This is a genomic window from Brachybacterium sp. GPGPB12 (genome assembly GCF_038396325.1).
GTDB classification, from domain to species: domain Bacteria; phylum Actinomycetota; class Actinomycetes; order Actinomycetales; family Dermabacteraceae; genus Brachybacterium; species Brachybacterium conglomeratum.
Genome location: NZ_CP149573.1, coordinates 3,783,484 through 3,804,897, shown reverse-complemented (window position 1 = coordinate 3,804,897; position 21,414 = coordinate 3,783,484). Strand labels below are relative to the sequence as shown.

14 protein-coding genes and 8 pseudogenes are annotated in these 21,414 nt (G+C 73.3%); 12 read left to right on the top strand and 10 right to left on the bottom strand.

All coding sequences use genetic code 11. The annotated features are described in order from the left end of the window. Positions 1–2: 2 nt before the first annotated feature. Positions 3–551 carry a hypothetical protein gene (locus tag WKH84_RS22115; RefSeq protein WP_341855122.1) on the bottom strand — a complete coding sequence of 183 codons (549 nt, stop codon included), beginning with the start codon at positions 549–551 and terminating at the stop codon, positions 3–5. Next, positions 454–1,979: pseudogene (locus tag WKH84_RS22110) on the bottom strand (AMP-binding protein). Before WKH84_RS22110 ends, WKH84_RS22115 begins: the two are co-directional and overlap by 98 nt. A gap of 139 nt (positions 1,980–2,118) precedes the next feature. Between WKH84_RS22110 and WKH84_RS22105 the strand changes: the two are divergent. The 5 genes and pseudogenes from WKH84_RS22105 to WKH84_RS22085 all read left to right on the top strand — a co-directional run bounded on the left by WKH84_RS22105 (position 2,119) and on the right by WKH84_RS22085 (position 5,400). Next, positions 2,119–3,222: an NADH:flavin oxidoreductase/NADH oxidase gene (locus WKH84_RS22105; RefSeq protein ID WP_341857008.1), complete on the top strand. Its 1,104-nt coding sequence runs from the start codon at positions 2,119–2,121 to the stop codon at positions 3,220–3,222. Positions 3,223–3,241: 19 nt separating this feature from the next. Next, positions 3,242–3,718: pseudogene (locus WKH84_RS22100) on the top strand (SDR family oxidoreductase); the annotation flags it as partial. Between the two features lie 80 nt (positions 3,719–3,798). Then, entirely contained in the window at positions 3,799–4,089 is a 291-nt protein-coding gene (locus WKH84_RS22095; RefSeq protein WP_341857054.1) for a hypothetical protein, read from the top strand. 287 nt (positions 4,090–4,376) lie between these two features. Then, positions 4,377–4,721: a hypothetical protein gene (locus WKH84_RS22090; protein WP_341857053.1), complete on the top strand. Its 345-nt coding sequence runs from the start codon at positions 4,377–4,379 to the stop codon at positions 4,719–4,721. A 394-nt stretch (positions 4,722–5,115) separates the two neighbouring features. Next, complete coding sequence (locus WKH84_RS22085; protein WP_341855121.1) at positions 5,116–5,400, top strand: hypothetical protein; 285 nt, start codon at positions 5,116–5,118, stop codon at positions 5,398–5,400. Here the strand turns inward: WKH84_RS22085 and WKH84_RS22080 are convergent. From WKH84_RS22080 to WKH84_RS22070, 3 pseudogenes are all read right to left on the bottom strand, one after another. Further along, positions 5,381–6,775 (bottom strand): annotated as a pseudogene (locus WKH84_RS22080) (L-serine ammonia-lyase). The gene WKH84_RS22085 and the pseudogene WKH84_RS22080 sit on opposite strands and share 20 nt — an antisense overlap. Before the next feature lie 766 nt (positions 6,776–7,541). After that, a pseudogene (locus tag WKH84_RS22075) lies at positions 7,542–7,700 on the bottom strand (helicase-related protein); the annotation flags it as partial. A gap of 266 nt (positions 7,701–7,966) precedes the next feature. Beyond that, positions 7,967–8,470: pseudogene (locus tag WKH84_RS22070) on the bottom strand (DEAD/DEAH box helicase); the annotation flags it as partial. 120 nt (positions 8,471–8,590) lie between these two features. Between WKH84_RS22070 and panD the strand changes: the two are divergent. The 5 genes and pseudogenes from panD (at position 8,591) to WKH84_RS22045 (ending at position 14,295) form a co-directional block, all read left to right on the top strand. Then, positions 8,591–9,017 (top strand): annotated as a pseudogene (gene panD / locus WKH84_RS22065) (aspartate 1-decarboxylase). Positions 9,018–9,353: 336 nt separating this feature from the next. Further along, entirely contained in the window at positions 9,354–9,719 is a 366-nt protein-coding gene (locus WKH84_RS22060) for a hypothetical protein (RefSeq protein ID WP_341855120.1), read from the top strand. Continuing rightward, the gene (locus WKH84_RS22055; RefSeq protein ID WP_341855119.1) at positions 9,698–10,135 is read left to right on the top strand and encodes an AEC family transporter; all 438 of its coding nucleotides are present in this window, start codon (positions 9,698–9,700) and stop codon (positions 10,133–10,135) included. Before WKH84_RS22060 ends, WKH84_RS22055 begins: the two co-directional genes overlap by 22 nt. Before the next feature lie 221 nt (positions 10,136–10,356). Further along, positions 10,357–13,313, top strand: a pseudogene (leuS, locus tag WKH84_RS22050) (leucine--tRNA ligase). Between the two features lie 199 nt (positions 13,314–13,512). Next, positions 13,513–14,295 (top strand): hypothetical protein, encoded by a 783-nt coding sequence (locus WKH84_RS22045; RefSeq protein ID WP_341855118.1) that lies wholly within the window; start codon positions 13,513–13,515, stop codon positions 14,293–14,295. Between the two features lie 487 nt (positions 14,296–14,782). On the opposite strand, the pseudogene WKH84_RS22040 reads toward WKH84_RS22045, so the two are convergent. Beyond that, positions 14,783–17,441: pseudogene (locus WKH84_RS22040) on the bottom strand (AAA family ATPase). 287 nt (positions 17,442–17,728) lie between these two features. On the opposite strand from WKH84_RS22040, the gene WKH84_RS22035 reads away from it, so the two are divergent. Together WKH84_RS22035 and WKH84_RS22030 are read left to right on the top strand one after the other, a co-directional pair. After that, complete coding sequence (locus tag WKH84_RS22035; protein ID WP_341855117.1) at positions 17,729–18,334, top strand: hypothetical protein; 606 nt, start codon at positions 17,729–17,731, stop codon at positions 18,332–18,334. Beyond that, a complete protein-coding gene (locus WKH84_RS22030; RefSeq protein WP_341857007.1) occupies positions 18,246–19,127 on the top strand; it encodes a PrsW family intramembrane metalloprotease in 882 nt (293 codons plus the stop codon). Before WKH84_RS22035 ends, WKH84_RS22030 begins: the two co-directional genes overlap by 89 nt. Positions 19,128–19,217: 90 nt before the next feature. On the opposite strand, the gene WKH84_RS22025 is transcribed toward WKH84_RS22030, so the two are convergent. From WKH84_RS22025 to WKH84_RS22010, 4 genes are read right to left on the bottom strand one after another with little or no spacing between them, the layout of a single operon-like run. Next, on the bottom strand, positions 19,218–19,658 hold the full coding sequence (locus WKH84_RS22025; RefSeq protein ID WP_341855116.1) for an RNA-binding S4 domain-containing protein: 441 nt from the start codon (positions 19,656–19,658) through the stop codon (positions 19,218–19,220). Continuing rightward, positions 19,655–20,005 (bottom strand): hypothetical protein, encoded by a 351-nt coding sequence (locus tag WKH84_RS22020; protein WP_341855115.1) that lies wholly within the window; start codon positions 20,003–20,005, stop codon positions 19,655–19,657. Before WKH84_RS22020 ends, WKH84_RS22025 begins: the two co-directional genes overlap by 4 nt. Continuing rightward, a complete protein-coding gene (locus tag WKH84_RS22015; protein ID WP_341855114.1) occupies positions 19,977–21,200 on the bottom strand; it encodes an amidase family protein in 1,224 nt (407 codons plus the stop codon). Before WKH84_RS22015 ends, WKH84_RS22020 begins: the two co-directional genes overlap by 29 nt. Then, a complete protein-coding gene (locus WKH84_RS22010) occupies positions 21,197–21,373 on the bottom strand; it encodes a hypothetical protein (protein WP_341855113.1) in 177 nt (58 codons plus the stop codon). The genes WKH84_RS22015 and WKH84_RS22010 overlap by 4 nt, the downstream gene beginning before the upstream one ends. Positions 21,374–21,414 lie beyond the last annotated feature (41 nt).

The following is a 21,414-nucleotide window of genomic DNA, read 5'->3' as shown; positions in this document are numbered from 1 at the left end:
CCTCAGGACTTCCCGGACATCCCCTGCTGGATCAGGTCCATCACCGAGGCGTCGGCAAGGGTCTGGGTGTCCCCCACCTGACGGTTCTCGGCGACGTCGCGCAGCAGGCGGCGCATGATCTTGCCCGAGCGGGTCTTGGGCGGCTCGGTGACCACCAGCACCCGCTTCGGCTTCGCGATCGGGCCGATCTCCTTGCCCACATGGGCCCGCAGCGACTCCGGGACCTTCTCCTCGCCGCCGGCGGCCGCGATCTCCTCCGCGCTCCCGCCGCGCAGGATCACGAAGGCGACGGGCGCCTGGCCCGTGGTCTCGTCGTTCGCGCCGACCACGGCGGCCTCGGCGACCCAGTCGTGGCCGACCAGCGCGGACTCGATCTCCATGGTCGAGAGGCGGTGGCCGGAGACGTTCATGACGTCGTCCACGCGGCCCAGCGACCAGATGTCGCCGTCCTCGTCACGCTTGGCGCCGTCGCCGGCGAAGTAGAGACCCTCGAAACGGGACCAGTAGGTCTCCTTGAACCGCTCCGGGTCGCCCCAGATGCCGCGGAGCATGCCGGGCCAGGGCTTGTCGAGCACGAGATAGCCGCCCTCGCCGTTCGCGACCGACGTCCCGTTCTCGTCCACGACGTCCGCGCCGATCCCGGGCGCGGCACCTGCGCGGAGCCGGGCTTGGTGGCGGTGATGCCGGGCGCGGCGAGATCATGATGCCGCCGGTCTCGGTCTGCCACCAGGTGTCCACGATCGGGCAGCGGTCCCCGCCGATGACGCGGCGGTACCACATCCATGCCTCGGGATTGACCGCCTCGCCGACGCCGCCGAGCAGGCGCAGGGAGGAGAGGTCGTGCTTCGCGGGGATGTCCTCGCCCCACTTCATGGCGGTGCGGATCGCGGTGGGCGAGGAGTAGAACAGGGTGACCCCGTGCTTCTCGACGATCTCCCACCAGCGGCCCTGGTGCGGGGTGTCCGGGGTGCCCTCGTAGATCACCTGCGTGGCGCGGTTGGCCATCGGGCCGTAGACGACGTAGGTGTGCCCGGTGATCCAGCCGACGTCGGCGGTGCACCAGTACACGTCGGACCTCGGCTTGAGGTCGAAGACGTTGCGGTGGGTGTACGCGGCCTGGGTGAGATATCCGCCGGTGGTGTGGACGATGCCCTTGGGCTTCCCGGTGGTGCCGGAGGTGTAGAGGATGAACAGCGGGTGCTCGGCCTCCACCGGCACCGGCGCGTGCTCGGTCGAGGCGGTCTCCCTCGCCTCGTGCCACCACACGTCACGGCCCTCGGTCCACTCCACGTCCTCGCCGGTGCGGCGCACCACGAGCACCTTCTCGACGGAGTCCGCGCCGCCGGCGAGCGCCTCGTCGACCGCGGGCTTGAGCGGGAGCCGCTTGCCGCGACGGTTCTGCCCGTCGGCGGTGATCACCACGCGCGCCTCGGCGTCCTCGATCCGGGAGCGCGCGCGTCGGCGCTGAAGCCGCCGAAGACGACCGAGTGGGGCGCGCCGAGACGGGCGCAGGCGAGCATCGCGAAGACGGCCTCGGGGATCATCGGCAGGTAGATCGCGACGCGGTCGCCGGTCCTCACGCCGAGGTCCACGAGCACGTTCGCCATGCGGGAGATCTCGTCCTTGACGTCCGCATAGGTGAACGTGGCGTCGGAGCCGTCCTCGTACTCGGCCAGCGGCGCGACCTGGTCTCCGTGGCCGGACTCGACGTGGCGGTCCACGCAGTTGTAGGCGACGTTGAGGGTGCCGTCGGCGAACCAGCGCGCGAAGGGCGGGTTCGACCAGTCCAGCGTCTCGGTGAAGGGCGTCTCCCAGCTCAGCAGGCTTGCGCGCGAGCGCCAGAACGCGAGGCGGTCCCGCTCGGCCTCCTCGTAGAGCGAGGGGCGGGCGACCGCGTCCTGCACGAAATCGGTGGGTGGGGAGAAGGTGCGGGTCTCCTGGGAGAGGTTCTCGATCCCGGTGACGGCCTCGTCAGTCATGAACACTCCTGCTTCACGGGCCCCGGGGCGACCGGGGCGGATGGACGCGAACACCGTATCGCAGGAGATGCACGTCACGCTCACGACGGTCATGGGCGGACCGACGCCCTCCGGGCCGGGCCGACTACCGTGGGGGACCATGGCCCCCGACCCCGCCGTCACCCCCGCCCTGCTCGCCCCGGCGCAGCTGCGTCGTCTCGAGCTGCGCAACCGCATCTGGCTCGCCCCGATGTGCCAGTACATGGTCGAGGAGCGGGACGGGGTGCCCACCGACTGGCACCTGGTGCACCTCGGCGCGCGGGCCGCGGGCGGCTTCGGGATGATCGTCACGGAGGCGACGGCGATCTCCCCCGAGGGACGCATCAGCCCGCAGGACACCGGGCTGTGGAACCGCGAGCAGACCGACGCGTGGCGGCGGATCACCTCCTTCTGCCAGGGCCAGGGCGCCCGCATCGCCGTGCGACTCGCCCATGCCGGCCGCAAGGCCTCCACCTGGCCGGCCCTGCCCCGCTACCGCGCGCGGCGCGGCACGGTGCCGGAGTTCGCCGCGGGCTGGCGCACCGTCGGCCCCACCCCGGAGCCCTTCCCGGGGCTGGATGCGCCGGATGCGCTGGGGAAGGAGGAGATCGCCGGGGTGGTCGCCGACTTCGTCGCCGCGACCGGCCGGGCCGAGGAGGCGGGCTTCGACGCGGTCGAGCTTCACTTCGCCCACGGCTATCTCGTCCACGAGTTCCTCTCGCCGCTGGTGAACACGCGCACCGACGAGTACGGGGGCGACGGGCCGGGACGGCGCCGCCTGGCCCGGGAGATCGCCGCGGCGGTGCGCGAGGCCTGGCCGGCCGACCGCCCGCTGATCGTGCGCATCAGCGCGACCGACTGGATCGACGGGGGCTGGGACATCACGCAGTCCGTCGAGCTCGCCCGCGAGCTCGAGGAGGTCGGCGTCGACGCCCTGCACGTCTCCACCGGCGGTGCCGTCATCGCGGATATCGCGGTGGGGCCCGAGTACCAGGTCGGCTTCGCCCGGACGGCGCGCGACGCCGTCTCGATGCCGGTCGCGGCCGTCGGCCTGATCACCGATCCGCACGGCGCCCAGGAGGTGCTCGAGCGCGGGGACGCCGACTTCGTGGCCGTGGGTCGGGCGGCCCTGCGCGAGCCGGGCTGGCCCCAGCGCGCCGCGCACGAGCTTGGGGTGCGCGATCCTGCGCTCTACCCCGGCGCCTACCACCGCGGCTCCTGGTGAGCGGCACGGAAGGCCGACGATGATCCTGGTGACCGGGGCGAGCGGCGGCGTCGGCACCGCGCTGTGCCTGGAGCTGGCCACGCGCGGCGAGGACCTCGCGCTCACGGCCCGGGATCGGGGCAGGCTCGAGGCGCTGGCCGAGCGGGTGCGCGCGGCGGGCGGCACCGCCACGGTGCACCCCTGCGATCTGCGGGACCAGGAGGCGGTCGCGGAGCTCGCCGCGGAGGTGCTCGCGGCGCACGGGGCGCCCTCCGCGGTCGTCTCCCTCGCGGGCCACTCGCTGCGCCGCTCCCTCGCCGACACGATCGGGCGCCCGCACGACCTCGTGCGTCTCACGGGCACGAACATGCTCGGCCCGGCCGCGCTGCTGCTCGCCCTGCTCGCGCCGATGAGCCGCGCCGGCGGGGGACTCCTCCTCGTGGCGACCAGCGCCTCCGCCCGGATCCCGACCCCGGGCTGGGCCGCCTACGGCGCCTCGAAGGCTGGGCTGGACGCCTGGCTGCGGGCGATCCGGCCCGAGGCGGAGCAGGCCGGGGTGCGGATCACCGTGGTCGAGCGCCGCTGGTGGCGACCGCGATGGCCGCCCCGACCTACGGCGACCGGCCCCGGGGAGCGCTCACGCCCGCGCAGGCCGCCGCCCGGGTGCCGCGGGGGCTGGACCGCGCCCCGGCGCTGGTCTCCCCGCCCTGGGCACGGCTCGCCGCGGTGCTCTCGCAGGCCGCACCCGCCCTCGCGGCCCGTGGTGCGGGCGCCGGGGCGGAGGTCGCACGGAGGCTCGCCGCCCGCGGCTCCGCGCCGTGCGGCCGCGACGGGCAGGGCCGGGGCTACGGCGGGCAGGGCCGCGCCGAGCAGGAGCGACGGCGATGAGGCACCGGACGCCGGCCGGGCTCCGGGGCGGCGGGGAGGGCGGCCCGGGCCCGCGCTTCCCGCCCCCGCGCTCCCCTGGCCCTGCCCGCCCTGGACGTCGGCGCCGCCCTGCGCGCGCGGGTCGGGGCGAGGCCCCGCGCGGTGGTGCTCGTGGACCGACACGGCACCCTCACCGGAGGGGAGCCGCTGGACCTCGTGCGTCTGCACCGCAGCGGCACCGCCACGGCGGACCGCGCCGGCCTCGCCGCCCTGCCGGCCGAGGCCCCGCGCGCCAGGTGCTCGCCGCGGTGCTCGCCGGCCCCGACGTGCTGGAGCCGCGCTCGAGCGGCTCCACCGGTGCTCCCCGGCCGCGCGGCGCGGCCCCCTCTCCCCCGCGCAGGCTGCTCTCCCTGGCGGACCTCGCCCGTCGGATCGGGTCGCGGCCGGGCCGGGTCACGGCCTGCGCCGCGCCGGGGGTGCACGGCCACGGACTGGTCGCGACGCTGGGCGCCCTCACCCTCGGCGCCCCGCTCGTTGACCTCACGCATCTGCCCGCCGCGGAGCGCATCGCCCTGCTGCGCACCGCACCTCGCCCGCGGCGCTCCACCGGGGTGCCGGTGCACCTCGCGGACCTGCTGCGCGCGGACCGGTAGCTCGGCGGCGGGCGTCCGCTCGCGATCGACCGCGTCGTCGCGGGCTCCGACGTGCTCTCCCCGTCTTGCGCGCGGACCTCGCGCGCCACTTCCGGGCCCGGGTCCACGACGTCTACGGCACCACCGAGACCGGCTCGCTGTGCGTGGACGGTCGCCCTCTGCACGGCGTGCACCTGCGGGAACTCGACGGGGCTGCGCTGTGCGCCCGCACCCCGTTCACGGGCGGTCGGGAGCTGGTCACCGATCGCGGGGAGATCACGGCCGATGGGAGGGTGCGTGTGCTGGGCCGGGCGGACGGCTCGGTCTCCTCCGGCGGGATGCTCCACGACCCCGCCGCGACGGTGCGCGTCGCGCGCGCTCCGCTCCCGGCGTCGCCTCGGCGCGGGCGCAGGTGGTGCCCGATGCGCGCTTCGACGTGCGGACCCTCGCCGAGGTGGTCCTCGCCCCGGTCGCGACCGACGCGGTGCCGCCGAGCGCCGAGGAGCTCCGGAGCCTGGTGCGGGACCGGCTGGGCGCCGCGGCGGTGCCCCGCGAGGTGCGGTTCCTGCCGCCGGGCGCGGCGAGCGCGGCGCCGTCGGGACCCGACGGCGAGGGGCCCGCTCCGTCGGGAGAGGGCCCCTCGGGACCCTGGGGCCTCGGCGGGCCGATGGACGGTCCGCTCAGCAGTCCGGGACGCTGACCGGCACCGCGGTGACCGCGAGCCCGCCCATGGCGGTCTCCTTGTACCGCTCGGACATGTCCTTGCCCGTCAGCCGCATCGTCTCGATGACGGTGTCGAGGGAGACGAAGTGCTCGCCGGTGCCGCGCAGCGCGAAGCGCGCCGCGGTGATCGCCTTGACCGCCGCCATCGCATTGCGCTCGATGCAGGGCACCTGCACCAGACCGCCGACGGGGTCGCAGGTCAGGCCCAGGTTGTGCTCCATCGCGATCTCGGCGGCGTTCTCGACCTGGGCGGGCTTGCCACCCATCACCTCGCACAGCGCCGCGGCCGCCATCGAGCAGGCCGAGCCCACCTCGCCCTGGCGACCCACCTCGGCGCCGGAGATCGAGGCGTGCTCCTTGTAGAGCGAGCCGATCGCCCCGGCGGTCAGCAGGAAGCGCACCGCGATCTCGTCGGGGTCCACGCCCTCGATGTAGTTGGTCGCGAAGAAGAGCACGGCCGGGATGATCCCGGCGGCCCCGTTGGTCGGCGCGGTGACGACGCGGCCGCCGGCGGCGTTCTCCTCGTTCACGGCGAGCGCGGCGAGGGAGACCCATTCGAAGGAGTTCATGGGCAGGCGCGCCGGGTCCTCGGCGGAGAGCGAGTCGTACCAGGAGGCGGCGCGGCGCTTGACCTCGAGCCCGCCGGGGAGGGTGCCCGGGGTGCGGATGCCGCGCTGGATGCAGTCGTCCATGGTGCGCCAGATCCTCAGCAGGCCCTCGCGGATCTCCTCGTCGTCCCGCCACTGCCTCTCGCGCAGCGAGCATCGCGTCGGAGATCGAGATCCCCCGGTCCTCGCACACCCGCAGCGGCTCGGCCCCGGTGGTGAAGATGGTGCGGCCCTCGTCCTCCGCGGCGACCTCCGCGATCGAGCGGTCCATGTCCGCTTCGTCGACGACGAAGCCTCCGCCGACGGAGAACATCGGTCGGCGCACGAGCTCGGAGCCGCTCGCGTCCTCGGCGATGAAGGTCATCCCGTTGGAGTGCTGGGGCAGGAAGGTCAGCGGGTGCGGACGATCGAGGAGGGTCGCAGCGACACCTCGTGCCGGCCGTCGAGCAGCGACCTGCCCTCGGCCTCGATCCGCTCGACGCGCTCCCTGCCCGCGACCGGGTCCACGGTCTCCGGATCCGAGCCCTCCAGGCCCATCACGATCGCGGAGAGGGTGCCGTGCCCCTCGCCGGTCGCGGCGAGCGAGCCGTACAGGTGGACCTCCACCTCGGCGACCTGGGGACCCGTCTCCGGGTCCGAGAGCACCTCGTGCGCGAACTGCGCCGCCGCCCGCATGGGTCCCACCGTGTGGGAGCTCGACGGGCCGATGCCGATCTTGAACATGTCGAACGTGCTGATGCTCACCGCAGTCCTCCTCGACGTCCTCGTCGTGTCGATCGTGCCCGCCGCGCGTGCAGGCGGGCACTGCGCGCCGTGACCGGGGGTGCTCCCCCCGACGCGTCACGGCACGACGATCATCGTCCCCCGTGCCGTCGCGGGCGCGGCTCGGCGCGCCGGAGCGGCCGCGGCCGCCCGCGCGTCCGGTGCCCCGGCCCTGGCCGGAGTCCTGGCCGCGCCCCGTGCCGCCGGAGTCCCTGCCGCCGCGGCCGGTGCCGCCGGAGCCCTTGCCGCCGGACCCCTTTCCGGCCGCGGAGCCCTTGCCCGCACCGCGCCCGCCGCCGCGAGCCCCCTTCGCCCCGCCTCGTCCGGCGCCCGCGCTCTTGCCCCGGCCGGGAGCGCCGCCGCGCCGCGGTCCCCCGCGGCGCTCCTGCGGCTCCTCCTCCCAGGAGGCGCGGCGCTCCTCGTTCGTGCGTCGCGCCTCGGCCTTGCGCTCGTCGGCGCCGCGGGAGCGGGAGAGGTCGAGCTTGCGGGGCGCGCCCTTGTACTTCACACGGGCGGGGTCCTCGACGGGCTCCCCGGCCGGGGTGCGGCCGCCCAGCTCCTCGAGCACGGGGTGCTCGGCGTCCTCGACGTCCTCCGCCCAGCGCGGCTCGACCTCCGCCTCGCCCAGGATCCGACGAGCCTGCCGGGTCTGATGGGGCAGGGCGAGGGTGACCACGCCGCCGGCGGCGCCGGCGCGGGCCGTGCGGCCGGAGCGGTGGACGTACTCCTTGACGTCGTCCGAGGGGTCCACGTGCACCACCATCGTCACGTCGTCGATGTGGAGGCCGCGGGCGGCGACGTCGGTCGCGACCAGCACCGGGAAGGCGCCCTGGCGGAAGCCTGCGAGCACGTTCGTGCGCGGCCCCTGCCGCTTGTTGCCGTGCAGGGCCGCGGCGCCGATCCCCACCTCGACGAGCTCCTGGGCGACGCGCTCCGCGCCGAGCGCGTGCGGGTGAACATCAGGGTGCGTCCCTCGCGGGCGCCGAGCTGGGCGGTCACGGCGCGCTTCGCGGCCGGGGCGATCGCCAGGACGGTGTGGTCCATGGTCTTCACCGCCGCGGTGACCGGGGTGGTCTCGTGGCTGATCGGGTCGACGAGGAAGTTGTCGACGATGTCCTCGACCTGCCCGTCGAGCGTCGCGGAGAAGAGCATCTTCTGAGTGCCCATCGGGACGGCGGCGAGGATGTCGCGCACATCGGGCAGGAACCCGAGGTCGGACATGTGGTCGGCCTCGTCGATCACGGTCGACTCCACCAGGTCCAGCTGCGGCGCGCCGCGCTCGGCGAGGTCGATCAGGCGTCCCGGGGTCGCCACCACGATGCCGACGCCGCGGGCGACCGCTTCGGCCTGCTTCTCGATGTTCATGCCGCCGGAGACCAGCTGGGCGGAGATCCCGACCGCGCGGGCGAAGGGGTGGATCGTGTCGACGACCTGCACCGCGAGCTCGCGGGTGGGCACGAGCACCACGCCGAGCGGCCGACGGCGATGCACCTTGCGGCCGCGGAAGCGCGAGGTCATCGCGAGGGTGAAGGCGAGGGTCTTGCCGGAGCCTGTCTCCGCGCGGGCGAGCACGTCACGGCCCGCGAGGGCGTCGGGGAGGATCGCGGACTGGATCTCGAAGGCGCGCTCGAGCCCCTGCGAGGCAAGGACGCCGAGCGACTCGTCGGGCGACGCCATGTCCTCGAACCGCTCCGAGAGATGGGCGGAGCGGCGGCGAGCCTTGGGCATGGTGATCCTCCTGACGACGACGTGCACTCCCATCATCCAGCATCTCGCACTCATGGGATAATGCGAGCGATGTTGCGCACTCTCATGACCTCGAAGATCCACCGGGCCACGGTCACGCAGGCGGACCTGCACTACGTGGGCTCGGTGACGATCGACCCCGTCCTCACCGAGGCCGCGGGTCTCGTCGAGCACGAGCAGGTCACGATCGTGGACATCGCCAACGGCCACCGCCTGACCACCTACGTGATCGAGGGCGAGCGCGGCGGCGGCGTGATCGGCATCAACGGCGCGGCGGCGCACCTGGTCTCCCCCGGCGACCTCGTGATCATCATGGCCTACGGACAGCTGGACGCGGCCGAGATCGCCTCCCATCACCCGCGCGTGGTCCACGTCGACGAGGACAACCGCATCGTCGCGATCGGCGAGGACGGCGCGCGCGCCGGTCCCCGGCATGCCCGATCAGATCGACGGCCGCACCTCCCACGGCATCCGCTGACCCCTCGTCTCCGCGACGTCCGGCCGCAGGGTCCCGGAGGCGGGGCACGGGCCCGCGCCCCTCCCACCGGCCGGCGTCCGACCCGCGAACGCAGGAAGCCCCTTTCCGCCCCTCCCTATAGGATCGGTGCGGTGACCTCCTCCTCGCCCCGTCCTCCCCTGTGAGCGGCGTCCTCGCGGGCTTCTTCATCGTCTGGTCCATGATCGGCGTGGGCTGGGTAGTGGGACGCACCGGCGTGCTCGGCGCCCACGGCCGCTACGTCCTGAACCGCACCACCTTCTTCGTCGCCTCCCCCGCGCTGGTCCTGGTGGGGCGCTCGGCTCCGATGTGCGCTCCGTGTTCTCCCTGCCGATGCTGGTGGCCGGGCTGTCCGGGCTCGGCACCGGCGCGCCGCTCATCGCCGGGGTGGCCCTGTTCACGAAGCGTCGCGGCGCGGATCTGGTGGTCACCGCGATCAGCGGCTCCGTCGTCAACGGCGCGAACATGGGCTTCCCGATCGCCGCCTACGTGCTCGGGGACATCTCCCACGCCCTGCCGGTGATCCTCTTCCAGCAGGCGGTCTACACGCCTCTCTACCTCTTCGTCCTGCACCGGGTCACGGAGAAGGACGCCCAGGGCGCGGCCGGGGTCGCGCGCGCATCGTCGCGAACCCCGTCATCATCGCCTCGGCCATCGGGCTGGTGCTCGTACTGCTCGGGGTGAAGGTCCCGGGCGTGGTGCTCGAACCGGTCCAGTCCCTGGCCGACATGGCGATCCCGGCGATGCTGCTGGCCTACGGGCTGTCCCTGCACGGCTCGCGCCCGCTCGCGAAGGACGACGGATATCGCGGGCTGATCGCCGTCGCCTCCGGTGCGAAGCTCCTCGCCATGCCGCTGATCGCGCTCGGGATCGGGCCGCTGCTGGGGATGCGGGGCGCCCATCTGTACGAGGTCGTCGTCATGGCGGCGCCGCCCACCGCGCAGAACGTGTACGTCGCCGCCGCCCGCTACCGCGCCTCGGAGAATCTCGCCCGCGACACGGTGCTCATCACCACGATCGGCACCGTGCTCGTGCTCGCTGCTCATCTCCGCGCCGCTCGAGGTCTGACCGGGCGGGGCCCTCCGCAACGGACGCGCTAGGATGGCCCGGTGACGGAACGGTCGCTGCTTATGCGCGACCGCGTCGGACAAGGCCCGCGACCGTGTCGCGCTCCTGAGCGAGCGCCCGGCCACGACGAGGCACCGACGCGGCTCCCCTCGCCTGCGCGAGGGTTTTTTCATGTCACGTGACCATCACCCCACTTCCTGACCCACTGCCTGGCGGCCACAGCCGCACTGATCCTTCGGAGGACGATCCACCCATGAGCGAGGCACCCCACCGGTACACGGCCGCGATGGCGGACGAGATCGAGCTGCGCTGGCAGCGGCGCTGGGACGAGGAGGGGACCTTCCACGCCGACAACCCCGTCGGCGAGCCGCGCGGCACCGCCCCCTCGCTCGAGGAGGCCACCGCCGCCGCCACCTCCTCGTCCGAGAAGATGTACATCATGGACATGTTCCCCTACCCCTCGGGGTCGGGGTCGCACGTGGGCCACCCGCTGGGCTACATCGCGACCGACGTGGTCGCGCGCCACCAGCGGATGCTCGGCAAGAACGTGCTGTACACGATGGGCTACGACGCCTTCGGCCTGCCCGCCGAGCAGTACGCGGTCCAGACCGGCACCCATCCGCGCACCACCACCGAGGCGAACGTCGCGAACATGCGCCGCCAGCCGCACCGACTGGGCCTGTCCCATGACGCGCGCCGCTCGCTCGCGACCACGGACCCCGAGTTCGTGAAGTGGACGCAGTGGATCTTTCTGCGCATCTTCGACTCCTGGTACGACCCGGACGCCCCGAACGCCGACGGCGTCACCGGGCGCGCCCGCCCGATCGCCGAGCTGCGCGAGGAGCCGCGCGCCGGCACGATCGATCCCTTCGCCCTCGCCGACCGGCAGGGTCTGGAGATCCCCGCCTCCTGGCAGGGCCGCGCGCCGCCGACATCCCCGGCGCCTCCGACGGGGAGATCGCGCGGCTCGCCGACGGCTTCCGCCTGGCCTACATCTCCGAGACCCCCGTGAACTGGTGCCCCGGACTCGGCACGGTGCTGGCCAACGAGGAGGTCACTGCCGAGGGCCGCTCCGAGCGCGGCAACTTCCCCGTCTTCACCCGGCGCCTGCGCCAGTGGAACATGCGCATCACCGCCTACGGCGACCGCCTGATCGACGACCTGGACCGGGTGGATTGGCCCGAGTCGATCCGCTCCATGCGGCGCAACTGGATCGGCCGCGCCCACGGCGCCCAGATCAGCTTCCCCGTCACGGGCCTCGCGGGCCGCGAGGGTGCCGGCTTCGACGTGTTCACCACGCGCGCCGACACCCTGTTCGGTGCGACCTTCTGCGTCCTCTCCCCCGAGCACTCCCTGCTGACGGACGTCTCCGCCCTGCCGGAGGCGTGGCCCGAGGGCACGCACGAGGCCTGGACCGGCGGCGCCGCGAGCCCCCGCGAGGCCGTCGCCGCCTACCAGGCGCGCGCCGCCTCGCTGGACGAGGACGAGCGCACCGAGGAGGGCCGCGAGAAGACCGGCGTGTTCACCGGGCTGTTCGCGACCAACCCGATGGACGGCCGCGAGTCGCCCGTGTTCACCGCCGACTACGTGCTGATGGGATACGGCACCGGCGCGATCATGGCCGTGCCCGCCGAGGACGAGCGCGACTTCGCGTTCGCGGACCGCTTCGAGTCGCCCGTGATCCGCACCGTTCGCCCGCCGGAGGACTTCACCGGCGGGGCCTGGACCGGCGAGGGCGAGAAGATCAACTCCGCCTCCGCGGACCTGGATCTGAACGGCCTGGACAAGGACGAGGCGAAGGCGCGCGCCACCGCCTACGCCGAGGAGAAGGGCTTCGGCCGGGCCCGCACCACCTACCGCCTGCGGGACTGGCTGTTCTCCCGCCAGCGCTACTGGGGCGAGCCCTTCCCGATCGTCTACGACCCCGCGGATCCCGAGACCCCGATCGCGCCGCCGGAGTCGATGCCGCCGGTGGACCTGCCGGAGGTCGCGGACTTCTCCCCGAAGACCTTCGACCCGATGGACGCCGATACCGAGCCGCAGACCCCGCTCTCGCGCGCCGAGGACTGGGTCGAGGTGGAGCTGGACCTCGGCGAGGGGCCGAAGACCTACCTGCGCGAGACCAACACGATGCCGCAGTGGGCGGGCTCGTCCTGGTACCACCTGCGCTACATCGACCCCACCGAGGACGAGGTCCTGGTGCGGCCCGAGAACGAGAAGTACTGGCTGGGCGCCCGTGAGGAGGGCGGCGTCGGCGGCGTGGACCTCTATGTCGGCGGCGTGGAGCACGCGGTCTTGCACCTGCTGTACGCGCGGTTCTGGCACAAGGTGCTCTTCGACCGCGGCGACGTGACCAGCCAGGAGCCCTTCCACCGCCTGTTCAACCAGGGCTACATCCAGGCCTACGCCTTTACCGACTCCCGCGGCGTGCACGTGCCGGCCGAGGAGGTCGTCGCGGAGGCCGACGGCACCTTCACCTACCAGGGCGAGCCGGTCACCCAGGAGTACGGGAAGATGGGCAAGTCGCTGAAGAACGCGGTCGCGCCCGACGACATGTACGAGGAGTACGGCGCGGACACCCTGCGCGTGTACGAGATGTCGATGGGGCCGCTGGACCTCTCCCGCCCGTGGGAGACCCGCGCCGTGGTCGGCTCGCAGCGCTTCCTGCGGCGCCTGTGGCGCCTCGTGATCGACGAGGAGACCGGGAAGCTGACCGTCTCCGACGAGCCGGCCGACCTGCCCACGAAGCAGGCGGTGCACCGGACGATCGACGGCGTGCGCCGCGACATGGACCGGATGCAGTTCAACACTGCCATCGCGAAGCTCATCGAGCTGGTCAACCACCTCACCAAGCGGCTCACCTCGACCGGCTCCGTGCCGCGCGAGGCCGTGGAGCCGCTGGTGCTGATGGTCTCCCCGCTCGCCCCGCACCTGGCCGAGGAGCTGTGGGTGCGCCTGGGCCGCTCCGGCGGGGTCTCCCGCGTGGCGTACCCGGTCGCGGACCCGGAGCCGCTGAAGGCCGATCAGGTCACCTGCGTCGTCCAGGTCAAGGGCAAGGTCCGTCACCGGATCGAGGTCGACCCCGAGATCTCCGCCGAGGACCTCGAGGCCGCCGTCATGGCCGAGGACCGGGTCAAGGAGCCGCTCGAGGGGCAGACGGTGCGCAAAGTGATCGTCCGCGCCCCGAAGATCGTGAACATCGTGGTCTGAGACCGGGCGACCGACGGCCCCGTCGCTCCCTGGAGCGGCGGGGCCGTCGCATGTCCTGCCGTGGTCGTGTCGGACTCGGACTCGGACTCGGATTCGGATTCGGGCCGAGGGCCTGCGACCGTTCCTCCACATCCGGCCATCGTCCACATCGGGGCCCGGACCCGGGCGGCACGGACCGAGCGATCCCTAGCCTCGCGCCATGGACACCTTCTGCGGATGCGACACCGAGACCCTGGACGATTTGGCCGAGCGGGTGCGCGAGGGCGCGCCGCGCCTGATCCAGCTGATCGAGCCGCTGCGCGAGGCCGCCGAGTCGGTCGACTGGACCGGTCCCGACGCCGATGCCCACCGTCATCGCACCGCGACGATGGCCGACCACGGCCTCGCCGCCGGCGCCGACCTGCGCGCGAAGGCGCTGGAGCTGAGACGCCATGCGTGGGAGCAGGAGCGGGCCTCGGAGCTCGACCCCGGAGCCGCGGTGCGGGCCGAGCTTCCCGGGGACAGGGGCGGCAAGGAGATCTTCGAGGAACCCGGCCGCTGGATCGGCGGCCCGATGGCGCCCGCGGACCCGCGCGATCCCGCCCCGGGCCTCCGCGGCCTGCCGACGACGCCCGGCGGCTGGGGTCCGTGGATCGGGGGGCCGATGGCTCCGGCAGACCCGACTTCCCCGCTGCCTTCGCTGCCGACCCCGCCCGGAGGCTGGGGTCCGTGGAGCGGCGGGCCCTTCATGCCGTCCCCTCCGCCGCCCGCAGTGTCGGGGCCGCGCCCGAGGGTGAGCAGTTCGCGCTGGATCCGGGGATCGTCGCCGAGGCGCGCGGGGACCGCGAGCTCGCCCTCGGCTCCGTCCCGGTCGCCGGTCACATCCAGACCGCGCTCGGGCCGCACGAGGAGCTCGGGCACCTCAACGATCGCCTCGACGAGGCGGCCGGCGGCACCGTCTTCGAGCCCCTGGCCCGCGTCGCGCGAGTTCCCCATACCGTGACCGAACCGGTGCTGGGCGAGGGCTCCACCGCAGGCCAGCTGGCGGGAGTCCTCGATCGGAGCTGGGCGAACGTCCTCCAGACCGGTTCCGAGGTGACCGCCGCCGTCGGCGAGGGCGACCTCGCAGCGGCCGCGCGCGCCGGCGAGCGCGGGTTGTACCGCAGCGCAGAGAACTCCGCGGACCTGCTCACGATCACGCCGATCCCGGCCTATGCGGAGACGGGCGCGGATCTCCTCGGCGAGGGGGCCGACGCGGTCCGGGGGATCAGCCCGGAGGCGGCGCCGCTCTGGAGAGCGCCGAGGCCACGGTCCGGGAGGACGTCGAGGGCCTCACGGACTTCCGCGAGACCCTCACCGACGGGGAGACCTGGTACGACGCACGACGTCGCTACGCGCCGATGCCCTGGGACCCTCAGGGCTGAGCCGTGCGGCCCAGTCCTGAGGGAGGGGCGGCGGGGTCTGTCCGGCGTGGCCGGCTGCAAGCCCGCTCAGTCGGACGGTCGCTCCTCGTCCGCCTCGTCCGCGGGGTGCTCCAGCTCCTCCGCAATGCCGAGCACGAGCCCGTCGCCGTCGGCCGCAGTGGTCACCGTGACCGTCTGGCCGTCCTGCACCTGACCGCGCAGGATGAGACGAGCGAGGCCGTCCCCGATCTCCTTCTGGACCAGGCGCTTGAGCGGCCGCGCCCCGTACATCGGGTCGAAGCCCTCCTCGGCGAGCCAGCGCGTGGCCGACTCGTCGACCTGCGACTCGATGCGCCGTTCGGCCAGACGCTCCGCGACCTCCTGGATCTGCAGGGTGACGATGCGGCCGAGTCGCTCGGGGAGAGCGCGTCGAACAGCACGATGTCGTCGAGCCGGTTGAGGAACTCGGGCTTGAAGGAGGCACGCACCACCTGCATCACACGGTCGTGCTTCTCCTGCTCGGTCAGCGCCGGATCCTGCAGAGCATGGGCGCCGAGATTCGAGGTGAGGATCAGGATCGTGGAGCGGAAGTCCACGGTCCGGCCCTGTCCGTCGGTGAGCCGGCCGTCGTCGAGCACCTGCAGCAAGACGTCGAACACGTCCGGATGCGCCTTCTCGATCTCGTCCAGCGGCACCACCGAGTAGGGGCGTCGCCGCACCGCCTCGGTGAGCTGGCCGCCCTCGTCGTAGCCGACATAGCCCGGGGGCGCTCCGACCAGCCGTGCGACGGTGTGCTTCTCGGAGTACTCCGACATGTCGATGCGGATCATCGCCCGCTCGTCGTCGAAGAGGAACTCGGCCAGCGCCTTAGCCAGCTCGGTCTTGCCCACGCCCGTCGGGCCCAGGAACAGGAACGAGCCGGTGGGGCGGTTGGGGTCGGAGATCCCGGCCCGGGCCCGTCGCACCGCGTCGGAGACCTCGGAGACCGCACGCTCCTGCCCGATCAGCCGCTTGCCGATCAGCCGCTCCATCTGCAGCGACTTCTCCGTCTCCCCCTGCATCAGACGCCCGGCGGGGATGCCCGTCCAGGCGGCGACCACCTCGGCGATGTCATCGGGGCCGACATGGTCGGCGACCATCGGCCGCTCGTCCTCGCCCTCTGCGCGGCCCTCCTGCTCCTCGGCCTCGCGCGGCTGCTGCTTGAGCGAGGGGATGTCGCCGTAGAGGATCTTCGAAGCCGCAGTGAGGTCGCCCTCGCGCGCGCTCGGTCGGCCTGCATCCGCAGGCTGCTCGAGCCGCGCCTTGAGATCGCCGACCAGGTTCAGCCCGGCCTTCTCGCGCTCCCAGCGGGCGGAGAGCTCCTGCATCGCCTCGGTGCGGTCGGCGAGCTGGGAGCGGACGGACTCCAGGCGGGCCAGCGAGCCCGGGTCGTCGCTCCCGGCGAGCGCGAGCTCCTCCATCTTCAGCCGGTCCACCTGGCGCCGCAGGATGTCCAGCTCCTCGGGGGAGGAGTCCAGCTCCATGCGCTGGCGCGAGGCGGCCTCGTCCACCAGGTCGATCGCCTTGTCCGGCGGCTGACGCCCCGCGATGAACCGGTCGGAGAGGGAGGCCGCGGCGACCAGTGCGGAGTCGGTGATGGTGACCTTGTGGTGCGCCTCGTACTTGTCCTTCAGACCGCGCAGGATCGTCACGGTGTCCTCGACGCTCGGCTCCCCCACCAGCACCTGCTGGAATCGGCGCTCGAGCGCGGGGTCCTTCTCGATGTTCTCGCGGTACTCGTCGAGCGTGGTCGCGCCGACCATGCGCGCTCGCCGCGGGCGAGCATGGGCTTGAGCATGTTTCCGGCGTCCATCGAGCCGTCGCCGGAGCCGCCCGCGCCGACCACGGTGTGCGACTCGTCGATGAAGGTGATGATCTGGCCGTTGCTGGTGCGGATCTCGTCCAGGACCGCCTTCATCCGCTCCTCGAACTCGCCGCGGTACTTGGAGCCGGCGACCATCGACGAGAGGTCCAGGGAGATCAGGCGCTTGCCGCGCAGGGAGTCGGGGACGTCGCCGGCGACGATGCGCTGGGCGAGACCCTCGACCACGGCGGTCTTGCCCACGCCGGGCTCGCCGATCAGGACGGGGTTGTTCTTCGTACGGCGGCTGAGCACCTGCACGACGCGGCGGATCTCGGCGTCGCGTCCGATCACCGGGTCCAGGCGTCCCTCGCGGGCCTGCTCGGTGAGGTCGATGCCGAACTTCTCGAGGCTTTGGAAGGTGCCCTCGGGGTTCTGGGAGTCCATCTGATTCATGCGGTCATCTCCTGAGGTCAGTGTGCGGACGGCATCGCGGAGAGCTCGTGGGGTGGCGCCGACGCCGCTGAGCGACCTCGAAGCCGCGTCCTTGCCGAGTGCGATGCCGATCAGCAGATGCTCGGTGGACAGGTAGGTGCGGTGGGCGGCGTCGGCCTCCTGGCGCGCCGCCTCGAGGGCGTCGTAGCCGGTGCCGACGAAGGTGGGCGAGGACTCCGCGCCCTCGCCGGAGACGCGGGGCAGGGAGTCGATCGCCTGCTCCGCGCGGCGGATCACGTCCAGGGGATCGACGCCGACGGCCTCGAGCGCGGCGCGGGCGATCCCGTCGACCTGCCCGGCGAGCGCCCACAGCAGGTGCATCGAGGTGATCTGGGGGTTGCCGAGCTCGACGGCCTTCTCCGCCGCCGCGGTGACGGCCTCCTGCGAGCGAGTGGTGAACTGGAACTCCACGGTGCTCCTTCCGCTGTGCGAGCCCTTCCGGGCGGTGGTCTCGGGATGATCATCCCTGCTCGATGGGGTCAACGTCGACAGGGTTGAGTCTATTCCGCTCAACCTTGTCGATCTCGAGCTGTGCGGGCGACGGGTCCGTCCACAGGCGCTCCGGCCCCCCGGTGCGCGGCGAACCTCCCCTGTAGCATCGTCCCGGAGCCGCGCACCGTCCGTCCAGGGGAACCGACACCGACGGGGTCGTCGGCCCCGCCCGCACCCCCGCACCTCCTCCAGAGACCGAGGCCTCCATGTCCCAGTCCCCGTACCCGCCGCAGGGCGGCCAGTACATGCCGAACGGTCGCCCGCGGCCGGGAGCGCCCCACTCCGCGCCCGGGGCCCCGTCCTTCCAGCAGCGGCCGCGCTACATCGACTACGGCAATCCCCGAGCCTACGACACCTCGGTGCGTCCGGCCTCTGGGCTCACCGCCGCGCGCTTCGCCCCGGCACAGATCCAGCGTCCCGACCAGGCTCAGCCGCAGTCGGCCTGGTCCACCCAGACCCGCCGGGTGCAGGAGGTCTCGCAGAACCCCACGCGACTTCCCGCGGTGAGCATCCTGGTGTGGATCTCGGCGATCGTGCTCGGATTCGCCCTGCTTGCTGGTGCTGGGCTACTTCTTCCTCGAGTTCGTGCTCACCGCGAGCTCGAGCCCGGTGTGGTGGCCGGTGACCGCATTCCTCGCTGGGATCTCGCTGCTGGTGATCGCGCTGGTGATGTTCCTGGCCGACAGGTGGGACCCGCGACCCTTCCCGCTGCTGCTGATCGCGGTGTTCTGGGGCGCGGCGATCGCCGCCTTCGGCGCCTACTGGATCAACACCCTCAACAGCCTGTTGGTCTACATGGTCACCGGCAGTGAGGCGGCCGTGAGCTTCGCAGGCCCGGTGATCAGCGCGCCGCTGGTGGAGGAGACGACCAAGGGCGCGGGCCTGCTCGTGCTGATGCTGCTGGCGCGCCGCTACTTCAACGGGCCGCTGGACGGGCTGATCTACGGCTCCCTGATCGGCGGCGGCTTCGCCTTCACCGAGAACATCATCTACTACACCCGGATCCTCGAGGAAGCCGGCGGCGCCGGCGTGCTCATCCTGTTCATCATGCGCGGCGTGCTGAACATCTTCGGCCACGCCATCTACACCGCCTGCACCGGCGTCATCGTCGGCTTCGTGACCCGCAAGTGGGGCACGATCATGGGCTTCCTGGTGTTCATCCCCGCGCTGATCCCGGGCATGCCGCTGCACGCCGCCTGGAACTTCACCGCGGGCCTCGGCGGCGGGATGGCGATGACGGTCCTGATGTACGGCACCAAGATGGTCGTCTCCTTCATCTTCCTGCTGGTCATCATCGCGCTGATCTGGGACGAGTCCCGGCTGACCCGCGTGCGCCTGGGCGACTACGCGAACCAGGGCTGGCTGACCCACGAGGAGGTCGACATGCTCGCGACCTGGAAGGGGCGCCGCGAGGGCATGCGCTGGGCCGCCCAGATCGGCGCGAAGCCCGTGATGAAGAGGTTCATCCGCGAGAGCGCGGACCTCGCCTCGATCCGTCAGCGCCTCCTGGCCGACGGCGCGAACCCGAAGGTCGTCCAGATCGAGCGGAACCTGCTGCGGCGTCTGACCAGCAACCGCCAGGAGCCGCTCTCCCACGCCCGCTGAGCGGCGCCGACACGAACAGGGCACAGCCCTCGCGCACAGGCTCCGCCCCCGGTGACCGGGTGCGGGGCCTGTGCCGTGAAGGACCACAGGTCAGCGCTCGTCCTCGCTCCAGGGGTGCTGGTCGCGGCCTCGCAGGCGCTCGAACTGGCGCCGCTCGCGCTTCGTGGGCCGTCCGGTCCCCCGCTCGCGGCGGGGCGGCGCCGCGGCGAGCCGCGGGACCGGCTCCGGGCTGTGGTCCTCGTAGGCCTCACGTGCGATGGGGGCGCCGACGCGTTTGGGGAGGATCTTCGTGACGACCACGATCTTCTCCCGGCCCGGGGAGCGCACCCGCGGCTCGTCGCCGACGGAGATCCGCTGGGCGGCCTTGACCGGCTCGCCGTTGCGGCGCACATGGCCGCCACGGCAGGCGGCCGTCGCGGCCGAGCGCGTGGGCATCAGCCGGGCGCTCCACAGCCACACGTCCAGACGCACCGACGTCGGGCCCGACGACGCCCCGGTCCCGGAGGCCTGACCCGCTCCCCCGTCGCTCATGCGGACTGCGGCGTCCGCACGAGCGGCCACGGATCGTGCGCCTCGAGCTGGGCGGCGAGGGCGAGCAGGAGCGGCTCGTCGCCGGGCCGCGTGGCGCCGAGCTGGACGCCGAAGGGCGCCTCCACGCCGTCCACCGTCTCGCGATGCAGCGGCACCGAGAGCGCGGCGGTGCCGAGCATGTTCCAGGTGCTGGTCCACGGGGTGAAGGCGCACTGGGCGGCGAAGTCCTCGGCGCCGTCGTTGAGCTGGAGCGTCTCCGGGAACGCGGGCGGGGCCGCGAGGGACGGAGTGAGCACCACGTCGAAGGAGGCGAAGTCCTCAAGGGTGCCGCGGGCGAGGGCCTGCACGCCGCTGAACGCGGCGGCGAGGTCGACGCCCGTGGACGCCCTGCCCTGTTCGCGCGCCCAGCGGGTCAGCTCCAGCAGTCGCCCCCTCCTGCGCGGGCTCGAGCGGGATGCTCGCCGCGCCGACGGTCCACAGCGGCATGAAGGCGGTCCACTGCTCCGGGGTGAACGGGGCGGGGATCTCCTGCGTGCTGTGCCCGAGGTCCTCCAGCAGGTGCACGGCCCGCTCGAGGCCGGCGAGCGCGGCCGGGTGCACCTCGGTGTCCGCGGCCAGCGGCTCGCGCAAGACGCCGATGCGCGCCCTCTGCGGCGCCGCGCCCTGCTCGAGCCGCGCGAGATAGCTCCCCTCGTGGGCGGGGGCCGGCATGAAGTCGCCGGGGCGCGGCCCGGCGATCAGGTCGAGGCCCGCCGCGAGATCGCGTACCTCACGGGCGAGGACCCCGTCGGTGACCAGCCCCATCCCCTCGCCGCCGTGCGGGCCGGGCGAGACGAGGCCGCGGGACGGCTTCAGCCCCGCGATCCCGCAGCAGGCGGCGGGGATCCGCACCGAGCCTCCGCCGTCGGAGCCGTGGGCGATCGGCACGATGCCGCTGGCGACCGCGGCGGCGGCGCCGCCGCTGGAGCCTCCGGCGGTGCGGCGCAGGTCCCAGGGGGTGCGGGCCGGCGCGCCGGTCGCGGGCTCGGTGTAGCAGGGCATCCCGAACTCGGGGGTCGTGGTCTTGCCGACGGTGAGGGTGCCGCCGTCGAGCAGACGGCCGCGCGACCCCGTCGGTGCGCGTGGCGATGTTCCCGCGCAGCCGCCGCGCCGCCGGCCTCGAAGGGGGCGCCGGCGAGCTGGGTGAGGTCCTTGATCGGCATCGGCACCCCGAGCAGGGGGTGGCGCGGGAGAGCTCCTCGAGGGCGCCGTCGGTGCGGGCCGCTTCCAGGTGCTCCCCGCCTCGCGGGCCTGGGCGAGGGTGAGCTCCTCGAGGACGTGGGCGAAGGCCCCGACCTCGGCGCCGACGGTGCGGGCGCGATCGAGCGCGGTCTCGGCGAGGGAGACGGGATCGAGCTCGCCGGAGCGCAGGGCCGCGGCGGTGGCGAGGGCGCCGAGCGGCGCATCCGTCGGCCCGGAGGCGCGCCGAGGCGCTCCCACTCCCCCGTCGGCCCCCGGGGCCGCGCCTGACGGGTCGCCGGGTCGCGGGGTCGCGGCGGTCACCGCCTGACCCCGTCCTGGGCGCCCTGCTCGAGTCCGGCCCGCACGTGGTCGAGGATCCCGTCGACGGCCTCGGTGATCTGCTCCCAGGTGAGCTCGAAGTCGCTCTCGTCGCCGTACCAGGGATCGCGGATGCCGGTGTCCTCCACGGGCTCGGGGGCGAAGTCGCGGACCATGCGCGCGTCTCCGCGGCCCGGTCGGCGCCGAGCACCGAACG

Excerpts from the sequence above, each read along its gene's own strand:
- WKH84_RS22115 (WP_341855122.1), bottom strand. The coding sequence starts at position 551 with ATGCTCCGCGGCATCTGGGGCGACCCGGAGCGGTTCAAGGAGACCTAC.
- WKH84_RS22105 (WP_341857008.1), top strand. The coding sequence starts at position 2,119 with ATGGCCCCCGACCCCGCCGTCACCCCCGCCCTGCTCGCCCCGGCGCAG.
- WKH84_RS22095 (WP_341857054.1), top strand. The coding sequence starts at position 3,799 with ATGGCCGCCCCGACCTACGGCGACCGGCCCCGGGGAGCGCTCACGCCC.
- WKH84_RS22045 (WP_341855118.1), top strand. The coding sequence starts at position 13,513 with ATGGACACCTTCTGCGGATGCGACACCGAGACCCTGGACGATTTGGCC.
- WKH84_RS22035 (WP_341855117.1), top strand. The coding sequence starts at position 17,729 with ATGTCCCAGTCCCCGTACCCGCCGCAGGGCGGCCAGTACATGCCGAAC.
- WKH84_RS22025 (WP_341855116.1), bottom strand. The coding sequence starts at position 19,658 with ATGAGCGACGGGGGAGCGGGTCAGGCCTCCGGGACCGGGGCGTCGTCG.
- WKH84_RS22010 (WP_341855113.1), bottom strand. The coding sequence starts at position 21,373 with ATGGTCCGCGACTTCGCCCCCGAGCCCGTGGAGGACACCGGCATCCGC.